The sequence below is a fragment of the Cupriavidus sp. BIS7 genome (genome assembly GCF_000292345.1).
GTDB lineage: Bacteria > Pseudomonadota > Gammaproteobacteria > Burkholderiales > Burkholderiaceae > Cupriavidus.
The window spans coordinates 1-17818 of the sequence record NZ_ALOU01000060.1; the positions used below are offsets into that span (position 1 = coordinate 1).

Genomic DNA, 17818 nt, shown 5'->3' on the forward strand with positions numbered 1-17818 from the left:
CCCCGCCCCTCTCCCACCTCATGGGAGAGGGGAGAAAATCAGTTATCTCAGCAGGTACGCCACCGCGGTTCCCGCAAACACGCAGGCACCGAGCCAGTTGTTATGCCGGAACGCCGCGAAGCACTTCATGCGGTCCCGCTCGCGGATCAGCGTGTAGTGATAGCCAGCCAGCACCGCTGCCGCGGCCAGACCCGCGAAGTACGGCCAGCCCAGGCCAATCAGCGTGCCCACCCAGGCCATCAGGCCCAGGAACGCGGCATAGCAGATCATGATCGCGGCCACGTCGAACCTGCCGAACGTGATCGCCGATGTCTTCATGCCGAGCAGCAGGTCGTCGTCGCGATCGACCATGGCGTAGGCGGTGTCATAGGCAATCGCCCAGAACACGTTGGCCAGCAGCATCAGCCACGCCACAAACGGCACCTGGTCCTGGATTGCCGCGAAGGCCATCGGGATGCCGAAGCCGAACGCAATGCCCAGGTAGGCCTGGGGAATCGCGAAGAACCGCTTGAAGAACGGGTACGTACCGGCCAGGATCACCGCCACCACGGCGAGCCACTTGGTCAGCCCGTTCAGCGGAAGAATCAGCGCAAAGGCAACCAGCGACAGCCCGCCGGCCAGCGCCAGGGCTTCCCAGCCGGCAATCAGCCCGGCGGTCAGCGGCCGCTCCTTCGTGCGCTTCACATGTTTGTCGAAGTCGCGGTCTGCCCAGTCGTTGATCGCGCAGCCTGCCGAGCGCATCAGGAACGTGCCGATGGAGAAGATCCAGAAGAGGCTCCATCCCGGCGCCCCCCCGGCGGCCATCCACATGGCCCAGAGCGTGGGCCACAGCAGCAGAAGCGTGCCGATAGGCTTGTCCATGCGAAGCAGACGCGCGTACAGCGCAAGACGGCTCGGTTGTGCGGGGGCGGTGGATGGATGGGACATGGCGGCGTACTTCTGGCAAGACTCAAGAAAAAACGCGCCGCGGCTGCATTGGCCGTGACGCGTTGTGCCGGTTGCCGCGAGGGCCGTGACAACCGGTGGCTGGCATGACGTGGCTCAGGCCAGCAGCGAGCGCAGCATCCACGCAGTCTTCTCGTGCGTCTGCATGCGCTGGGTCAGCAGGTCCGCCGACGGCTCGTCGCCAGCGGCATCGATCACCGGGAACAGCGAGCGCGCGGTGCGCACCACGGCTTCCTGGCCTTCCACGAGCTTGCGGATCATATCGTTGGCTTCGGGCACGCCCTCTTCCTCGGCGATCGAGGACAGCTTGGCGTATTCCTTGTACGTACCCGGGGCCGGATAGCCCAGGGCGCGGATACGCTCGGCAATTGCGTCCACGGCCAGCGCCAGTTCGTTGTACTGCGTCTCAAACATCAGATGCAGCGTATTGAACATCGGACCCGTCACGTTCCAGTGGAAATTATGGGTCTTGAGGTAAAGCGTGTACGTATCGGCCAGCAGCTTGCACAGGCCTTCCGCGATCTTCTTGCGGTCCTTGTCCGAGATACCGATGTTCACGCTCATCTCATTCTTTTTTGCCATGGTCTTTCAGCTCCATTTGTTCAAGCCACAAGGATCGCGCCCGAATGTGACGTGGGCGGACAGCGGCCATTATCGCACCACGAATAGCGCCAGGACTACGCCGCAAGGAAAGCAACGCCTCGCGCGGCGTCAAGGAACATCGCCATCGCGCCAAGCGCGACGATTGCCATGCCGATCTCCTTGCGTACCACCTTGCGGCGCAGGCGATTGGTGTCGCCACGCCCGGCGCTGCGGGCCTGCGTACGAAGGTGCCGAAACCCGGATACAAAAAGATTGACCATAGCCATGATGACGCTCCACTTGTCCTGCCCGGGCTCCCCCTGGAACCCGACCATGAAAGTGTATCAACAGACTATTGACATAGCCATTTGATAAATCTTACCTATCGAATAGCGAATGCCTATGCAGCGCGAAGGGGTATGCAGCGTCAGGCTGCCACGGCTTCCGGTGCCTTGGCGTCACTGATCTTGCGCACGCCGGGGAGTTCGCATGCCGCCACGGCATTGGCCAGCGCCTCCATGGCGGGCAGGCGCGTGAAGCTCTTGCGCCAGGCCAGCACCACGCGGCGATCCGGCACCGGGTCTGCAAACGGCACATAGGCCAGCATGTCGTTGCGGGGCTTGAGATCTGGCACGGAGGTACGCGGCAGCACGGTGATACCGACGCCGCTGGCCACCATGTGGCGGATCGTCTCGAGCGACGAGCCTTCGAACGTCTTCTGGATGCCATCCGCGGCCTGCGAGAAACGCGACAGCTCCGGGCATACGCCCAGCACGTGGTCACGGAAGCAGTGGCCGCTGCCAAGCAGCAGCATGGTCTGCTGCTTCAGTTCGTCCGGATCGACCTTGGTCTGCTGGGCAAGCTGATGCCCACGCGGCACGGCCACCACGAACGGCTCGTCGTAGAGCGGGCGCACGGTCAGGCCGGAATCGGCGAACGGCTCGGCCATGATGGCGCAGTCGATCTCGCCCTGCTTGAGCAGCTCGATCAGCTTGTTCGTGTAGTTCTCCTGCAGCATCAGCGGCATCTGCGGCACGGTCTCGATCATCTGCTTGACCAGCGCGGGCAGCAGGTACGGTCCGATCGTGTAAATCACGCCCACGCGCAGCGATCCGGCCAGAGGGTCCTTGCCCTGCTTGGCAATCTCGCGGATCGCCATGGTCTGTTCGAGCACGCGCTGGGCCTGCGCCACGATCTGCTCGCCGATGGCCGTCACCGACACCTCGGAGGTGCCGCGCTCGAAAATCTGCACGGTCAGCTCGTCCTCCAGCTTCTTGATGGCGACCGACAGGGTCGGCTGCGATACGAAGCACGCCTCGGCCGCCCGGCCGAAATGCCGCTCGCGCGCAACCGCGACGATGTACTTGAGTTCGGTGAGCGTCATGATTAATCAGGTTCGGTTAGGCGATAGATTTTAGCTTCGATTCCCGCGATTGTCAGATTGGACTCCGCAAAGTAATCCCTTCGCTACTTACGGACCATTCTGATCGGCCGAGATTGTCATCAAGCCTTCAAGAAGTGCTCCCGGCCACCCAGCCAGCGCAACAAATGTGCCTCTACCGCCTCCGGAAACTGCTCCAGCATCATCACGGCGGCCTCCTGTGCATAGTCGACGAGCCAGGCATCCGTGTTGAGATCGGCGAATCGCAGCATCGCCTCGCCCGACTGGCGTGCGCCCAGGAATTCTCCGGGGCCGCGGATCTGCAGGTCGCGCCGCGCGATCTCGAAGCCGTCGGTGGTTTCGCGCATCGTCGCCAGCCGCTCACGCGCCGTGGGCGACAGCGGCGCCTGGTACATCAGCAGGCAGACCGATTCGGCACTGCCCCGCCCCACACGGCCCCGCAACTGGTGAAGCTGCGCCAGTCCAAAGCGCTCGGCATGCTCGATGACCATCAGCGACGCATTGGGAACGTCCACGCCCACTTCGATGACTGTCGTGGCCACCAGTACCTGCAGGCGATTGGCGCTGAAATCGCCCATCACCGCGGCTTTTTCGGCCGGCGGCAGGCGACCGTGGACCAGGCCGACGCGCAGGTCGGGCAGCGCGGCAACCAGCGTCTCGTAGGTCTCCACCGCCGTCTGGAGCTGCAGCGCCTCGCTTTCCTCGATCAGCGGGCACACCCAGTAGACCTGCCGGCCCTCTGCGGCCGCATGGTGCACGCGTTCGATTACCTCGTCGCGGCGCGCGTCGTTGACCAGGCGCGTGACGATCGGCGTGCGGCCCGGCGGCAGTTCGTCGATCACGGACACGTCGAGATCGGCGTAGTAGGTCATCGCCAGCGTGCGCGGAATTGGCGTGGCCGACATCATGAGCTGGTGCGCCACTTTTTCGTCGATGGGGCGCGGCTGCCCGCCTTGCTGCCCGCCTGACTGCACCGTATCGCTGGCCTTGCCGCGCAGCGCCAGCCGCTGGGCCACGCCGAAGCGATGCTGCTCGTCGACCACGGCCAGCCCGAGCTTCGCGAAATGCACGGTGTCCTGGATCAGCGCATGGGTGCCGATCACCAGCTTCGCCTCGCCCGATTCGGCACGCGCCACGGCTTCGCGCTTTTCCTTCGCCTTCAGGCTGCCGGCCAGCCAGACCACGGGCACGCCAAGCGGCTCCAGCCACGCCGACAGTTTGCGGTAGTGCTGCTCCGCCAGGATTTCAGTCGGCGCCATCAATGCGGCCTGGTAGCCGGCGTCGATTGCCTGGCAAGCGGCCAGCGCGGCCACGATTGTCTTGCCGCTGCCCACATCGCCCTGCAGCAGACGGTGCATCGGGTGCGCGTGGGTCATGTCGGCGGCAATTTCTTCGACCACTCGCTGCTGCGCGTTTGTCAGGCGAAACGGCAGCGCGGCCAGGAATTTGGTGAGCAGCCCGCCCGCGCGGCGCGGCATTGACGGCGCGTTCTTCTCGCGTCGCGCCGCCTGCGAGCGGCGCAACGAAATCTGCTGGGCGAGCAGTTCGTCGAACTTGATGCGCACCCACGCCGGGTGCGATCGGTCGGCCAGCGCGGCCTCGCTCTCCTGCGGCGGCGGGTTATGCAGCAAACGCAGGCAGTCCGCCAGCGGCGCCAGCTTCAACTGCGCCAGCGGTCCGCGCAGCACGGCCTGCGGCAAGGTTTCAGGCATCGGCGTGCGCTGCATCGCCCCGCCAATCGCCTTGCGCAAGTACGCCTGCGAGATCCCTGCCGTGGCCGGGTACACGGGAGTAAGCCGATCGGGGAGCGGCTCTCCGGGCGTCACCGCGCGAACGGTCGGGTGGACCATCTCGGCGCCAAAGAACCCGCCGCGAATCTCGCCGCGCACGCGCAGGCGCACCCCTTCGGCCATCTGCTTGGTCTGGCTGCCGTAGAAATTGAGGAAGCGCAGCGTGAGTTCGCCGGTGTCGTCGGCCACCTTGACCACAAGTTGTCGGCGCGGCCGGAACGTCACCTCGTTCGAGATCACCTCGCCCTCGACCTGCGCCGGCAAGCCCATGCCCGCACGGCGGATAGCTTCGCCGATTGGCTCGAGCGTGGTTTCGTCCTCGTAGCGCAGCGGCAGGTGCAGCACCAGGTCAACGCTGCGTCGCAGGCCGAGCTTGGCCAGCCGGGCCGCGGCCGTGGACGGCTTGGCGTCGGCAGCCCTGGCAGGCTTCTTCGCGGCAGCGGCGGGTTCGTCGATCGGATCGGTGGCGGTGCCTGGCATCAGCGCTGGAATATGGGCGGTAACAGGGGCGCTCGGGCGAAGCCTGGCGCCCAAGCCTTACAATGTCGGATTCGCCGATTTTACCCATGCCGTACCGATCACTGCGGTGGCACGCCTTCTGGCATGCCGCCGCGCACGGTTTTGGCCGTTGCATCCAGCCATGTTGACCCTGTCAGATTTCGATTTTCCGCTGCCGCCAGAGCTGATCGCGCAGTCCGCCCTGCCCGACCGCAGCGCCAGCCGCCTGCTGGTGGTGGAGCGGGTCGCCCCGGAAGACACCACCGACGCGGTGCGGCTGGTCGACCGCGCTTTCAGCGACATCCTTGAATATCTGAAGCCGGACGACCTGCTCATATTCAATGACACGCGCGTGATCAAGGCCCGTTTCTTCGGCCACAAGCCCAGCGGCGGCCGCGTCGAGGTGCTGGTGGAACGGGTCGTCGATAGCCATACCGTGCTGGCGCAGGTACGCGCCTCCAAGACGCCGGCCGAAGGCAGCCTGCTTCATCTGGCCGACGATGCGTTCGCGGTAACCGTGGGCCCCCGCGTCGACCAGTTCTTCACGCTGCGTTTCCCGGAGCCCGCGCTCGACCTGATCGAGCGCTACGGCCGCCTGCCGCTGCCGCCCTATATCACGCACGACCCCGACGCCTACGACGAAACGCGCTACCAGACCGTCTATGCGCGGAATCCAGGCGCCGTGGCCGCACCGACCGCCGGCCTGCACTTTGACGATGCACTGTTCGCCCGGCTCGACGCCGCCGGCATCCGCCGCGCGTTCCTGACGCTCCACGTCGGCGCGGGTACGTTCCAGCCCGTGCGCACCGAGAACCTGTCCGAACACAAGATGCATTCGGAGTGGTATGCGGTTTCCCCCGAACTGGCCGCTGCCGTGCGCGAAACTCGCGCACGAGGTGGCCGCGTGATCGCGGTCGGCACCACGTCGCTGCGCGCGCTGGAATCGGCCGCGGCCGAAGACGGCACGCTGACGGCCGGCAGCGGCGACACCGACATCTTCATCACGCCCGGCTATGCGTTCCGCATCGTCGATGCGCTGATCACGAACTTTCACCTGCCCAAGTCCACGCTGCTGATGCTGGTTTCCGCTCTGGCCGGCGTGGAGGCGATCCGCACCGCCTACAGCCATGCCGTGGAAGCGCGCTACCGCTTCTTCAGCTATGGCGATGCCATGCTGCTGACCCGCCGCGACAACCGCGCAGCCCGCGACTGACCGCCTCCGAGAACACACCATGCTCAACTTCGAACTGCTGACCACCGATGGCAATGCCCGCCGCGGCCGCGTCACGCTGAACCATGGCGTCGTCGAGACGCCAATCTTCATGCCCGTGGGCACCTACGGGTCAGTCAAAGCCATGTCGCCGCTCGAACTCAACGAGATCGGCGCGCAGATCATCCTTGGCAACACGTTCCACCTGTGGCTGCGCCCGGGCCTCGACGTGGTCGACACCCATGCGGGCCTGCACAAGTTCATCGGCTGGGACAAGCCGATCCTGACCGATTCGGGCGGATTCCAGGTATTTTCGCTGGGTGAACTGCGCAAGATCACAGAGGAAGGCGTCACGTTCGCGTCACCGGTCAATGGCGACAAGCTGTTCCTGTCGCCCGAGATCTCGATGCAGATCCAGCGCACGCTGAATTCGGACATCGTCATGCAGTTCGACGAATGCACGCCCTATGAGATCGACGGCCGCCCCGCCACGCACGACGAGGCGGCGCGCTCGATGCGCATGAGCCTGCGCTGGGCAAAGCGCTCGCGCGACGAGTTCGACCATCTGGCCAACCCGAACGCGCTGTTCGGCATCGTGCAGGGCGGCATGTTCGAGGACCTGCGCGACGAATCGCTGGCGGGCCTGTCGGAACTGGACTTCCACGGCTACGCGATTGGCGGCCTGTCGGTCGGCGAGCCAAAGGAAGACATGATGCGCGTGCTCGAGCACGTCGGCCCGCGCCTGCCGGCCCACAAGCCGCACTACCTGATGGGCGTGGGCACGCCCGAGGACCTGGTGGCCGGCGTGGCGCACGGCGTGGACATGTTCGACTGCGTGATGCCGACCCGCAACGCGCGCAACGGCTGGCTGTTCACGCGCTTTGGCGACGTCAAGATCCGCAATGCCGCGCACCGCAACGACCCGCGCCCGCTGGACGAGCAATGTGGCTGCTACACCTGCCGCAACTTCTCGCGGGCCTATCTGCACCACCTGCACCGCGTGGGCGAGATCCTCGGCGCGCGCCTGAACACGATCCACAATCTCTATTACTACCTGGAACTGATGCGCGAAATGCGCACGGCCATCGAAGAACACCGCTTCGAGGCGTTCCGCCGCCAGTTCGCCGAAAACCGCGCACGCGGCACCCGGTAGTACTGGCAATGTTCTGAAAAGCAGACAGGCAGCCGAACTTTCCGCCGGCTGGCTGTCGAATACGTGCCCGCAACGGAGCTTGTGCGGGGCGTGTCTGCAACGTCCGTAAAGTACTTGCAAAGCACCCCGAACAAACCCGTAATTCGCCCTAGAATGCCAAGGCGGGACAACAACCGGGTGATAGAATGCCCGATTCCCTGAATGACCTTTGTGACGGAGAAGTAACGTGTTGATTTCGAACGCTTTTGCCCAGACTGCCGGCGCCGGCGGCGCAGCCGGTGGCCTGATGAGCTTCCTGCCGATCATCCTGATGTTCGCGGTGCTGTGGTTCATCATGATCCGCCCGCAGATGAAGCGGCAAAAGGAATCCAAGGCAATGCTGGAAGCGCTGTCCAAGAACGACGAAGTCGTGACGGCCGGCGGTATCCTGGGTCGCATCACCAAGGTCAACGAGAACTACGTGACCCTGGAAGTTGCTGAAGGCACCGAAATCACTGTGCAGAAGAGCGCCGTGACCAACGTGCTGCCGAAGGGCTCGCTGAAGTCGCTCTGATCCGGCTCCCTTCCCGCCTGAACCAGGCATGTACGCGGCGCCCGGCGCCTCCGAGCATGCCCTGCGCAGCCGCCTGAACCCGTATGAGGTCCCGACCGGGCCCCTGACCGGGTTGCCGGGCGGCTGTTTGCCAACCGGTCCGGCCGATCCGGCGTGCATTTCGCACGACTATCGGCCACGCCAACCGCAATGACTGGCCAAAGATGAATCGTTATCCGCTTTGGAAATACATCGTGATCCTGGTGGCCCTGGCCATCGGCATCATCTACACCCTGCCGAACTTCTTCGGTGAGGCACCCGCCGTCCAGGTATCGTCGGCCAAGGCCACGGTCAAGGTCGACCTGTCCATGCAGAAGCATGTCGAGGAGATCCTGGCACAGAACCAACTGCAGCCGGACGGCTTGTTCTATGACGTCTCCGGCCAGTCCGGCTCGGTCAAGGCGCGCTTCCGCACCACCGACGAGCAGCTCAAGGCCAAGGACGCGCTGTCTCGTGCGCTGAATCCCGACGCAAACGATCCGACGTACGTCGTGGCGCTGAACCTGTTGTCAGGTTCGCCGCGCTGGCTGACCGCGATGCATGCGCTGCCGATGTACCTGGGCCTGGACCTGCGCGGCGGCGTGCACTTCCTGCTCCAGGTGGACATGAAGGGCGCCGTCGACAAGAAGCTCGACAGCCTGGCCGGCGATGCACGCACGCTGCTGCGTGACAAGAACATCCGCCACGGCGGCATCGACCGCGACGGCGAGCGCCTGACCGTCCGCTTCACCAACGCCGACGACGCCGAACGCGCGCGCGCCATCCTGGCCGACAACCAGCGCGAACTGGCGTTCTCGATGGACGGCACGAACGTCGTGGGCACGTTCACGGATGCTGCCCGCAAGGCCGTGCAGGACGCGGCCGTCAAGCAGAACATCACCACGCTGCACAACCGTGTGAACGAACTCGGCGTGGCCGAGCCGGTGATCCAGCAGCAAGGTGCCGACCGTATCGTGGTGCAGCTGCCCGGCGTGCAGGACACCGCCAAGGCCAAGGACATCATCGGCCGCACGGCCACGCTCGAAGCGCGCCTGGCCGACCCCGACGCGCCGCGCAACCCGCGCCCGGGCGACCCCGTGCCGTTTGGCGACGAACTGTTCACACAAGGCAACGGCGCCCCGGTGATCCTGCGCAAGCAAGTGATCTTCACCGGCGACCGCATTGAAAGCGCGGCGGCCGGCTTCGACCACAACCAGCGCCCGTCGGTGAACATCAAGCTCGACGCACAGGGTGGCCGCGTGCTGCGCGATGTCTCGCGCGAGAACATCGGCAAGCCGATGGGCATCGTCCTGTTTGAAAAGGGCAAGGGCGAAGTGCTGACCGTGGCCACGATCCAGTCCGAGCTTGGTTCGAGCTTCCAGATCACCGGCTCGTACTCGACCGAAGCCGCCAACGACCTGGCCCTGCTGCTGCGCGCCGGCTCGCTGGCCGCGCCGATGGAGATCATCGAGGAACGCACGATTGGCCCGTCGCTCGGTGCGGACAACATCAAGAAGGGCTTTGACTCGGTGATGTACGGCTTCTGCGCGATCGCCGTCTTCATGATGCTGTATTACATGCTGTTCGGCATGTTCTCGGTGGGGGCGCTGGCTGTGAACCTGCTGCTGCTGGTGGCGGTGCTGTCGATGCTGCAGGCCACGCTGACGCTGCCTGGCATTGCCGCTATCGCACTGGTGCTGGGTATGGCCATCGACTCTAACGTGCTGATCAACGAGCGGATCCGCGAGGAACTGCGTGGGGGCGCATCGCCGCAGATGGCCATTGCCGTCGGCTTCGAACGCGCCTGGGCCACGATCCTTGACTCGAACGTGACCACGCTCATCGCCGGTCTGGCGCTGCTGGCCTTCGGCTCGGGCCCGGTGCGCGGCTTTGCCGTGGTGCACTGCCTGGGCATTCTGACCTCGATGTTCTCGGCGGTGTTCTTCAACCGCGGCCTGGTCAACCTCTGGTATGGCCGCAAGAAGAAGCTCCAGAGCGTGGCCATCGGCCAGATCTGGAAGCCGGACACTGACACCCCGGTCGCCAAGTAAGCCAGGACACATCAGGAATACATCATGGAATTTTTCCGCATCAAGCGCGACATTCCGTTCATGAAGCACGCGTTGGTCTTCAACGTGATCTCCTTCCTGACGTTTGCCGCTGCTGTTTTCTTCCTCTGGCACAAGGGCCTGCACCTGTCGATCGAATTCACCGGCGGTACGGTGATGGAGGTCAACTACCAGCAGGCTGCCGATCTCGAGAAGATCCGTGGCCAGGTCAGCAAGCTCGGCTATTCCGACGTACAGGTGCAGAACTTCGGCACCTCGCGCGACGTGATGATCCGCCTGCCGCTGCAGAAAGGCCCAGATGGCAAGCAGGTGACCTCGGCGCAGCAGAGCGAACAGGTCATGGGCGCGCTGACGGCGGCCACGCCTGACGTCAAGCTGCAGCGTGTGGAGTTCGTCGGCCCGCAGGTCGGCAAGGAACTGGCCACGGACGGCCTGCTGGCACTGCTGTGCGTGGTGATCGGCATCATGATCTACCTGTCTTTCCGCTTCGAGTGGAAATTCGCCGTCGCCGGTATCATCGCGAACCTGCACGACGTGGTGATCATCCTGGGCTTCTTCGCGTTCTTCCAGTGGGAGTTTTCGCTCTCCGTGCTGGCGGCAATCCTGGCAGTGCTGGGCTACTCCGTGAACGAGTCGGTGGTGATTTTCGACCGGATTCGCGAGGCGTTCCGCAAGTACCGCAAGATGACCACGCATGAGGTCATCGACCACGCGATTACCAGCACGATGTCACGGACCATCATCACCCACGGCTCGACCGAAATGATGGTGCTGTCGATGTTCTTCTTCGGCGGCCCGACGCTGCACTACTTCGCCCTGGCACTGACCGTGGGTATTCTGTTCGGCATCTACTCGTCGGTGTTCGTGGCTGCAGCGCTGGCGATGTGGCTGGGCGTGAAGCGCGAGGACCTGGTAAAGGGCGAGAAGAAAGGCGGCGACACGTCCGACCGCGACGACCCGAACTACGGCGCACAGGCTTGAAGCGCCACAGGCGGTTGAAATAAAGAAAGGCACCCTCGGGTGCCTTTCTTTTTTGCTCCCCCTCTCCCGCCGTGCGGGAGAGGGGAGAAATCCACCGCTATGCTTCGATCAGTTGCTCGATCCACACGGCCAGTCGGTCTGACGCAAACGAATCCGTACGCGCGCAGCCACGCGCCGTGATCGCGTCGCCTTCACGCTGAAGCTGCAGCGCACCGCCAGCTTCCTCAAGCCACAGCAGCGCCGCCAGCCACGCAGCGTGCTCGGCGGATACGGCTTCAGCCACGGGCCTGGACACAAATTCGCTGAGCGCGTCCGGCGCCGCCCATGTAATTACGTCGCCGTCACGCCGTACTGCGGCGCCGAGAACCTCCGCCAGCACCGCCGTCGCGTCTGCCGCACCGCGGCCGGTCATCCGCGACCGCAGGTCTGCCAGCTTCGTGCCAACCGCATGGCCGAACGCGCCGCTGCGCAGGCTCTCCGCACCGACCAGATCCGCATAATCCAGCCGCTGCCAGTCGGGTTCCGTGTTGTGCGCGCCCGCCAGCGATGTACCCGAGAGATAGGTATCCACCGGCTGGAAGCGCCCCGGCCCGATCAGGCTCGCGCACAGTGCGTGCACCATGCCGACGCGCGTGGCCACCGTCTGCTTCTGCAGCACCATGAGCTTCTCGCGCACAAGCTGGTCACGTTCCTTGCGCAGGCCGGACAGCTCCAGTGCCTGCTTCATCTCCATGCGCAGCGCGGTGATATCCCACGGCTTCTTGATATAGCGATGGATCTGCCCCTGGTTGACGGCTTCGACGGTCTGGTCGAGTTCCGAGTAGGCGGTCGTCAGGATGCGCACGATATGCGGAAAGCGTTCGCGCGCATAGCGCAGCAGTTCGTTGCCATACTCGCCCGGCATGCGCTGGTCGGACACCAGTACGGCCAGGCTGTCGCCGTGGGCATCGAGCAGTGCCTTGCCTTCTTCGACAGATCCGCCGGTCACCACCGGGGCCAGCTGGCCAATGGCCCGCTGGAAATACTTGACGGCCGTGGCCTCATCATCGACGAACAGAATTGCCGGGGGTGCCTGCGTAGTATTCGGTTCGCTCATCGATCACTCCTGTGCATACGATTCTTGAAATTGGGGAAATCGAGGGTAACGGTCGTGCCGGCGCCGGACGCGGACGCGATCCGGATGCCGCCACCAAAAGACTGCATGACGCGATTGCAGAAGATCATGCCCATCCCGCTGCCGCCTGCCGCGGCGTGCGTGGTGACGGGGTCGACGAGCAGCCGGTCCATGACTTCTGGCGGAATCCCGGGACCGTTGTCCACGATCCGGATCTCGGGCCGCTCGCCAGCCACCACGACGAAGCGCAGCGACGGGCTGGCAGTTTCTGCCAGCGCGCGCAGCGCATTGCTCATCACCGACGAAAGCACCAGCGCCACGCAGTTCGGCAGCGTCGGCACCGGAAAGTCGCCATGCAACTCGACTTGCACCCAGTTACGTTGGTTATCGGCAAATGGATAGCTATCCAGCAGGGATGCCACCAATGCCCCCGCACTGACTTCATTGCCAGGGCCCGGCTTGGGCGTGGCACCGCCCGCGCTGCTGCGCACGGACTGCAGGAACGACGACAGCACTGCCAGGCAATACTGCGCGTTGTCATGCATGGCGCCGGCCGCATGGCCGATCTCGGCGTTCCGCTGCGGGCTGTACTCGCCAGCCACGCGCGATTCAATGCCGTGCGCGAAATTGGCGATCGCTGCCAGCGGCGTGTTCAGTTCATGGGCCAGGAAGGCCAGTGTTTCGTCGATCGCCATCAGCCGCTGCTGCCGCACCGCGCGCTCGCGGTAGCGTTCGCCGGCCAGACGCAGCGCTTCGCGTACGTCCGCCACGGTGATCGGTTTTTCCAGAATCCGGAAGACCTCGCCGCTGTTGACGGTCTCCAGCAGCATGTCCTTGTCGGCGTAGGCGGTGACAAGGATCCGCACGATCTGCGGATGATCCTGAGCCACCTGGCGCAGCAGGTCTCCGCCGTCCCGTCCGGGCATGCGGAAATCCGTCACCAGCACCGATATCCTGGCGTGTTGCGCACGCAGGATCGCGACGGCTTCGTCGGCACTGCTGGCCGACAACACTTCATATTCGCTGCCGACAGCACGCGCGAAATACTTGCACGCCATCTCCTCGTCATCGACGTAGAGAATGGTCGAGCGCGTCTGGCTTGTATCAATCATGACTGCGTTACTCCGCGCGTGGCAGGTCAAAGCTGAAGGCGGCCCACTGGCCCACTTCGCTTTCGGCGTACAGCACGCCGCCATGACGCTCGATCACTGCATAGCTGATGGACAGGCCAAGACCCAGGCCCTGCCCCACTTCGCGCGTGGTGAAGAACGGTTCAAATACGCGGGCAAGGTGTTCCGCCGCGATACCCGGGCCGTTGTCTTTCACAGTGACATGCAGACGCTTGTTATCCCAGCGCACCGTGGTGTGAATCGCGGGATTCTGCGTGCCTGCCTTGCGCATCGCCAGCGCCGCGTTCGAGAAGAGGTTGATCAGCACGCCGATGATCGCCGCCTCGTCGCCAAGCACGAGAGTATCGTCGGGCATCTCGCGCGTTACCTTGACCCCGCGCAGTTCGTGCGCAGTCAGCCGCTGCGACGAGTCCAGCGCCTTCTCGAACAGGAACGGCGTGCCTTCCACTTCGGCGCCCGGCTTGCGATAGGCAAATGTCTTCAGGTCCGAGACGATATGCTGGATCCGCTGCATGCCCTGCTTGGCATCGACCAGGCACTCCTGGATGCCCGGCTCGGACTTTGCCGCAGGCTCCTCCATGGCTACTTCGATCGCCATCAGGCAGAAGTTGACCGGGTTGTTCACCTCGTGCAGCAGGCCGGCGGCCAGCGTACCGATGGCGGCCATCTTCTCCTGCTGCAACATCTGCCCCTTGATGTCGACGAGCTTTCGGTTGATGACCTCAAGCTCGACATTCTTGTCCGCCACCTCGGCCTTCAATCGGAACAGCATGAAGCGTGCGCGCTCGTTGAAGAACGTGTACACGCCGCTGGCCGCCGCCGCGAACAACAGGAACAGCGAGTTGACGATGAACGTACCGGCAGGCTCGATGCCGCCCGAATGCAGCAGGCAGGCCACGGCATAGAGCAGGTACGACAGGATGCCGAACACCAGGTTCTGCCAGAGCCCGAACGGCAGCGCGATGCCCGAGGCGAAGATCGCCAGGTTCAGCCCGACGTAGTATGGAGACTCCACGCCGTCAGTCCGCGAGATCATCCACGCGATCATGATCTGCGGCAGCAGCAGCCACGTCAGCGTCAGCCACGGCGCAAAGCGGCGCCCGGCCTGGCTATAGAGCGCAACCACCACGCCGGCAATCATCAGCGATACAACGATACGCGCCACGGCGAACGGAAGCTGCCACTGCGGATACTGGCCGTAGTCGAGCCCCACGCCCAGCAGCACCAGCACGATGGCCGTGTAGGCGCCACCCCGGCTGAATGCCAGGCGGAAGTCTGCCAACTCGGACTGGTATCCGGCATAGAGCTGGTTCGAACTCATGACCCGCGCAGGTTGCGTCGCCTGCTCGTCAACGGATACAGGCTTCGGCGAAGACATTGACGCCGGTTTCATCGACATAGAGTCGGTGGGCATGCGAGTTCTCCGGCAGCAGCGAAGCCATTCCGGCCTCGTCGCGATAGATCAGATACCACTCCAGAAGGTGCTCCATCCCGAACTTCTCGGGGTTGTCGGAGTGGACATTGGTAACAAGCAACTGGCCGCCCGGCTTCGTGCGCGACGCGAAATACGACAGCAGCCGCGAGCAGACCTTGTCAGACAGGTAATCGAACAGGCCCGCGCAGTAGACGGCATCGAATTCGCGCACGCTCGGATCGTCGGCGGTGATACGGCGCTTGAGCAGGTCATGCACGGACTGGTGCACCATCTCGACCGACGCCTTGTGCCCGGCCGCGGCCGCGGAACGCTCAATCGAGCCACGCGTGTAGTCGAGCGTTTCCGCGCTGAAGTCCACAAGCTGGAACGACAACAGTTCCGGATTGGCATACTCGCGCACGAAGCGCTGGATCTCGAACGCGGGACCGCACCCGACGTTGAGCACGCGGAACGGCCGGCCTTCCGCACGTGCGCGCTCGGCCTGGCGTGTCAGGAAATCGACCAGCAGGTCGATCCGGTTGCGGTGCGCCGTGGCCACGGCCGCCTTCAGGAACGCCGTGTTGACGATCTGAAAGTACGTGGTCGGGCCCTGCTGCGGATCACTGAGGATCTGGTTCACCATCTCGTAGTCGCCCGCATAGCCGAGTGGCTTCGTGAAGGTGCGATAGACGAACGGTGCGCGCAGCAGCAGCGGGTGCAGCGCAGCCTGCGCATAGGTGCGGTGCACCGGCGCCAGTTCCGGATCGACGCGCTGCGCCTCGTCTTCGAGCCAGACGAGGTAATTCTTCACCTTGCCCATCAACGGCGTGGCAAGCTCGTAGAAGACGTCCTCGCGCAGGCGCCCTTCGCGTTTCGGCAGCGATTCGGTCAGGTCCACCTGCTCGACCCAGCGCGAGACTTCCGACAGGAACGCGCGCATCTCGTTGACCACGATCTGGTAGTCACGGCGGATATTGAAACGCGTGTCCCAATCCTGCACGAACAACTCTGCCTCGCGCGCCACGGACTTCGGTGCGTCGTTGACGTCAGTCAGCTCGCGCCATTCGTCGATCAGCGTCAGGGACACTACTGCGGTCAGGCCGGTATTCACCAGGCTCATGACCACGGCCTTGCCCAGGTACGCGTTCTTCGCGCCCATGCGCACGCTCAGTTCGCTCAATACCTCGCTGACCTGAACGATGGAATAGGGATTGTAGATTTCCATCACCAGCGACTTGCGCTGGAGATTGATGATCGTGCCCCGCACCTGCTCGCCCTGCGAGTTGCGGAAGCTAACAACCGGATCGATTTGCGTTTTGGAGTACACGGTATCGCGCCAGGGGAATCCGAGAAACGCTGCGGACCGTGGCGCCCATGGGCACCGGCCGGGTACAGCTCAGGCAAGAGGTCTTGCGGCGGACAACCGAATCAGGGAATGCAGCCAATGCTCATATCGATGCGCGTGACCTTGTTGCGGAGGGCGGGCGCGTGCGCGTTCGGCGTATGCCGGCGCGGGCTCCGCCCCGGGGGTGGGACTGCGGCGGACCATTGTACTGTGGCATTCGGAGACCGTACAACAGTGCACTCGCTCTACGAAGTGGGGTATGCAAATCACAAAAAAAATGAGCCAGCGTATCTGCTGGCTCATTTTTGGCGGAATTGGCAATATCCCGCAGCTGGTGTTGCGAACTACGGTCGGTGCTCAGTCCGCCTTGACCGCTTCCACCTGGATCGCAAGCTTCACGTCCTGCTTGAAGCCGTACTTGGCACCGTAGTCGATGCCGAAGTCAGCCCGGTTGATCTGCGCCACGGCGTCCGCGCCGCAGGCTTCACGCTTGAGCATCGGATGCTGGATGCACTTGAACTCGCGGATCTCCAGCTTCACGGGCTTCGACACGCCATGCAGCGTCAGCACGCCATCGACTTCGGTCGGGGTATCGCCGTTGAACTTCGAGAACTTGCCCTTGTAGGTGGCATCCGGGAAGGCCTGCACGTCAAACATCTCGGGGCTCTTGGCATGCTCGTTGAGCTTGCTGTTGCCGAAGTCGATCGACGAAGCGTCGATCTTGATGTCCACGCTGCCCGACTTGGCGGCACGGTCCAGGGTCACCACGCCGCTCGACTTCTCGAACTTGCCGCGCCACTTCGACAGGCCGCCCATGTGGTCGGCCTCGAAGCTCGGGTACGTGTGGGTCGGGTCGATGTTGTACGTCGTCGCGTTGGCCATGGCCGCGCCAGCGGCAAACGTTGCGGAAACTGCCGCGGCGGCGGCGATCAGGGTGCGCATCTTCATATAAGGTCTCCCGTCAAAAGGTTGGAGAGGAAGGTCGGATAAAAACCGGCCAAGGAGGCTGTTTGGGTTGTTCAACCCTTCCTGGCCGGGGTTACGATATGGAACTTGATCTGCACGTCGTCGGCCACCACGGAAGTGTCCTTCCATTCGCCGTCGCCGATATTGAACGCGGTGCGCTTGATCGGCAGCACACCTTCGAACACCTGGCCGCCGGCATCCTGCTTGTAGGTGGCCGGCACCACCACGTCCACGGTCTTGCCCTTGATGGTCAACTTGCCTGTCACGTCAAACTTGCCCGCGGCGCCGGCCTTGATGCTGGTGGACTGGAACACGGCCTTCGGGAATTTGGAGGCATCGAACCAGTCGCGTCCCTTGACCTCCTTGGTCGTCTCGGCGTCACCAATCTCGAAGCTCGACACGTCGATTTCCACCTTGGCGGTCGATGTTGCCAGCTTGGATGGGTCGAAGTCGACCGTAGCATCGAACTTCTTGAACTTGCCTTCCATCGGCACGCCGATCTGACGTGCGGTAGCCGTGACCGAGCTCTTCGCGGCATCGATCTGGGCCCAGCCGATATTGGCTGCCAGGCCGGCCGCGGCCAGTGCGGCCGATACGAGCATCACGCCGGGGCGGGACATGCGTTTCATCTGTGACTCCAGTGCGAGT

General features: G+C 63.9%; 16 protein-coding genes. 5 read left to right on the plus strand and 11 right to left on the minus strand.

Annotation, left to right across the window (positions count from 1 at the left end):
* Positions 1 to 42: 42 nt before the first annotated feature.
* The 5 genes from ubiA to recG all read right to left on the minus strand — a co-directional run bounded on the left by ubiA (position 43) and on the right by recG (position 5199).
* Positions 43 to 927: a 4-hydroxybenzoate octaprenyltransferase gene (gene ubiA / locus B552_RS0119955; protein WP_026035852.1), complete on the minus strand. Its 885-nt coding sequence runs from the start codon at positions 925 to 927 to the stop codon at positions 43 to 45.
* Between the two features lie 114 nt (positions 928 to 1041).
* Positions 1042 to 1527, minus strand: coding sequence for a Dps family protein (locus tag B552_RS0119960; protein ID WP_019450825.1), 486 nt, complete (start codon positions 1525 to 1527; stop codon positions 1042 to 1044).
* 95 nt (positions 1528 to 1622) lie between these two features.
* Entirely contained in the window at positions 1623 to 1814 is a 192-nt protein-coding gene (locus tag B552_RS0119965; RefSeq protein WP_026035853.1) for a hypothetical protein, read from the minus strand.
* A 140-nt stretch (positions 1815 to 1954) separates the two neighbouring features.
* Positions 1955 to 2911: a LysR substrate-binding domain-containing protein gene (locus B552_RS0119970; protein ID WP_019450827.1), complete on the minus strand. Its 957-nt coding sequence runs from the start codon at positions 2909 to 2911 to the stop codon at positions 1955 to 1957.
* Between the two features lie 119 nt (positions 2912 to 3030).
* The gene (recG, locus tag B552_RS0119975) at positions 3031 to 5199 is read right to left on the minus strand and encodes an ATP-dependent DNA helicase RecG (RefSeq protein WP_019450828.1); all 2169 of its coding nucleotides are present in this window, start codon (positions 5197 to 5199) and stop codon (positions 3031 to 3033) included.
* A 160-nt stretch (positions 5200 to 5359) separates the two neighbouring features.
* Between recG and queA the strand changes: the two genes are divergently transcribed.
* From queA to secF, 5 genes are all read left to right on the plus strand, one after another.
* Positions 5360 to 6430 carry a tRNA preQ1(34) S-adenosylmethionine ribosyltransferase-isomerase QueA gene (queA, locus tag B552_RS0119980; protein ID WP_019450829.1) on the plus strand — a complete coding sequence of 357 codons (1071 nt, stop codon included), beginning with the start codon at positions 5360 to 5362 and terminating at the stop codon, positions 6428 to 6430.
* Positions 6431 to 6449: 19 nt separating this feature from the next.
* Positions 6450 to 7580: a tRNA guanosine(34) transglycosylase Tgt gene (tgt, locus tag B552_RS0119985; protein WP_008641921.1), complete on the plus strand. Its 1131-nt coding sequence runs from the start codon at positions 6450 to 6452 to the stop codon at positions 7578 to 7580.
* 226 nt (positions 7581 to 7806) lie between these two features.
* On the plus strand, positions 7807 to 8133 hold the full coding sequence (yajC, locus tag B552_RS0119990) for a preprotein translocase subunit YajC (protein WP_026035854.1): 327 nt from the start codon (positions 7807 to 7809) through the stop codon (positions 8131 to 8133).
* A gap of 203 nt (positions 8134 to 8336) precedes the next feature.
* Positions 8337 to 10202 carry a protein translocase subunit SecD gene (gene secD, locus B552_RS0119995; RefSeq protein ID WP_019450831.1) on the plus strand — a complete coding sequence of 622 codons (1866 nt, stop codon included), beginning with the start codon at positions 8337 to 8339 and terminating at the stop codon, positions 10200 to 10202.
* A 24-nt stretch (positions 10203 to 10226) separates the two neighbouring features.
* Positions 10227 to 11201 (plus strand): protein translocase subunit SecF, encoded by a 975-nt coding sequence (gene secF / locus B552_RS0120000; RefSeq protein ID WP_019450832.1) that lies wholly within the window; start codon positions 10227 to 10229, stop codon positions 11199 to 11201.
* Positions 11202 to 11298: 97 nt separating this feature from the next.
* Here secF and B552_RS0120005 read toward each other — a convergent pair whose 3' ends face one another.
* The 6 genes from B552_RS0120005 to B552_RS0120030 all read right to left on the minus strand — a co-directional run bounded on the left by B552_RS0120005 (position 11299) and on the right by B552_RS0120030 (position 17799).
* The gene (locus B552_RS0120005) at positions 11299 to 12297 is read right to left on the minus strand and encodes a response regulator (protein ID WP_019450833.1); all 999 of its coding nucleotides are present in this window, start codon (positions 12295 to 12297) and stop codon (positions 11299 to 11301) included.
* Positions 12294 to 13427, minus strand: a complete 1134-nt coding sequence (locus B552_RS0120010) for a hybrid sensor histidine kinase/response regulator (protein ID WP_019450834.1) — start codon at positions 13425 to 13427, stop codon at positions 12294 to 12296. Before B552_RS0120010 ends, B552_RS0120005 begins: the two co-directional genes overlap by 4 nt.
* Before the next feature lie 7 nt (positions 13428 to 13434).
* Positions 13435 to 14766, minus strand: coding sequence for a HAMP domain-containing sensor histidine kinase (locus B552_RS0120015; RefSeq protein WP_019450835.1), 1332 nt, complete (start codon positions 14764 to 14766; stop codon positions 13435 to 13437).
* 28 nt (positions 14767 to 14794) lie between these two features.
* On the minus strand, positions 14795 to 16186 hold the full coding sequence (locus tag B552_RS0120020) for a class I SAM-dependent methyltransferase (RefSeq protein WP_019450836.1): 1392 nt from the start codon (positions 16184 to 16186) through the stop codon (positions 14795 to 14797).
* 375 nt (positions 16187 to 16561) lie between these two features.
* Positions 16562 to 17152 (minus strand): YceI family protein, encoded by a 591-nt coding sequence (locus B552_RS0120025; protein ID WP_019450837.1) that lies wholly within the window; start codon positions 17150 to 17152, stop codon positions 16562 to 16564.
* A gap of 71 nt (positions 17153 to 17223) precedes the next feature.
* Positions 17224 to 17799, minus strand: coding sequence for a YceI family protein (locus B552_RS0120030; protein WP_019450838.1), 576 nt, complete (start codon positions 17797 to 17799; stop codon positions 17224 to 17226).
* Positions 17800 to 17818: the final 19 nt, after the last annotated feature.

What these genes read in the sequence shown, in the direction of transcription:
- ubiA (WP_026035852.1), bottom strand. Translation starts at nt 927, where the DNA reads ATGTCCCATCCATCCACCGCCCCCGCACAACCGAGCCGTCTTGCGCTG.
- B552_RS0119960 (WP_019450825.1), bottom strand. Translation starts at nt 1,527, where the DNA reads ATGGCAAAAAAGAATGAGATGAGCGTGAACATCGGTATCTCGGACAAG.
- B552_RS0119965 (WP_026035853.1), bottom strand. Translation starts at nt 1,814, where the DNA reads ATGGCTATGGTCAATCTTTTTGTATCCGGGTTTCGGCACCTTCGTACG.
- B552_RS0119970 (WP_019450827.1), bottom strand. Translation starts at nt 2,911, where the DNA reads ATGACGCTCACCGAACTCAAGTACATCGTCGCGGTTGCGCGCGAGCGG.
- recG (WP_019450828.1), bottom strand. Translation starts at nt 5,199, where the DNA reads ATGCCAGGCACCGCCACCGATCCGATCGACGAACCCGCCGCTGCCGCG.
- queA (WP_019450829.1), top strand. Translation starts at nt 5,360, where the DNA reads ATGTTGACCCTGTCAGATTTCGATTTTCCGCTGCCGCCAGAGCTGATC.
- tgt (WP_008641921.1), top strand. Translation starts at nt 6,450, where the DNA reads ATGCTCAACTTCGAACTGCTGACCACCGATGGCAATGCCCGCCGCGGC.
- secD (WP_019450831.1), top strand. Translation starts at nt 8,337, where the DNA reads ATGAATCGTTATCCGCTTTGGAAATACATCGTGATCCTGGTGGCCCTG.
- secF (WP_019450832.1), top strand. Translation starts at nt 10,227, where the DNA reads ATGGAATTTTTCCGCATCAAGCGCGACATTCCGTTCATGAAGCACGCG.
- B552_RS0120005 (WP_019450833.1), bottom strand. Translation starts at nt 12,297, where the DNA reads ATGAGCGAACCGAATACTACGCAGGCACCCCCGGCAATTCTGTTCGTC.
- B552_RS0120010 (WP_019450834.1), bottom strand. Translation starts at nt 13,427, where the DNA reads ATGATTGATACAAGCCAGACGCGCTCGACCATTCTCTACGTCGATGAC.
- B552_RS0120015 (WP_019450835.1), bottom strand. Translation starts at nt 14,766, where the DNA reads ATGAGTTCGAACCAGCTCTATGCCGGATACCAGTCCGAGTTGGCAGAC.
- B552_RS0120025 (WP_019450837.1), bottom strand. Translation starts at nt 17,152, where the DNA reads ATGAAGATGCGCACCCTGATCGCCGCCGCCGCGGCAGTTTCCGCAACG.
- B552_RS0120030 (WP_019450838.1), bottom strand. Translation starts at nt 17,799, where the DNA reads ATGAAACGCATGTCCCGCCCCGGCGTGATGCTCGTATCGGCCGCACTG.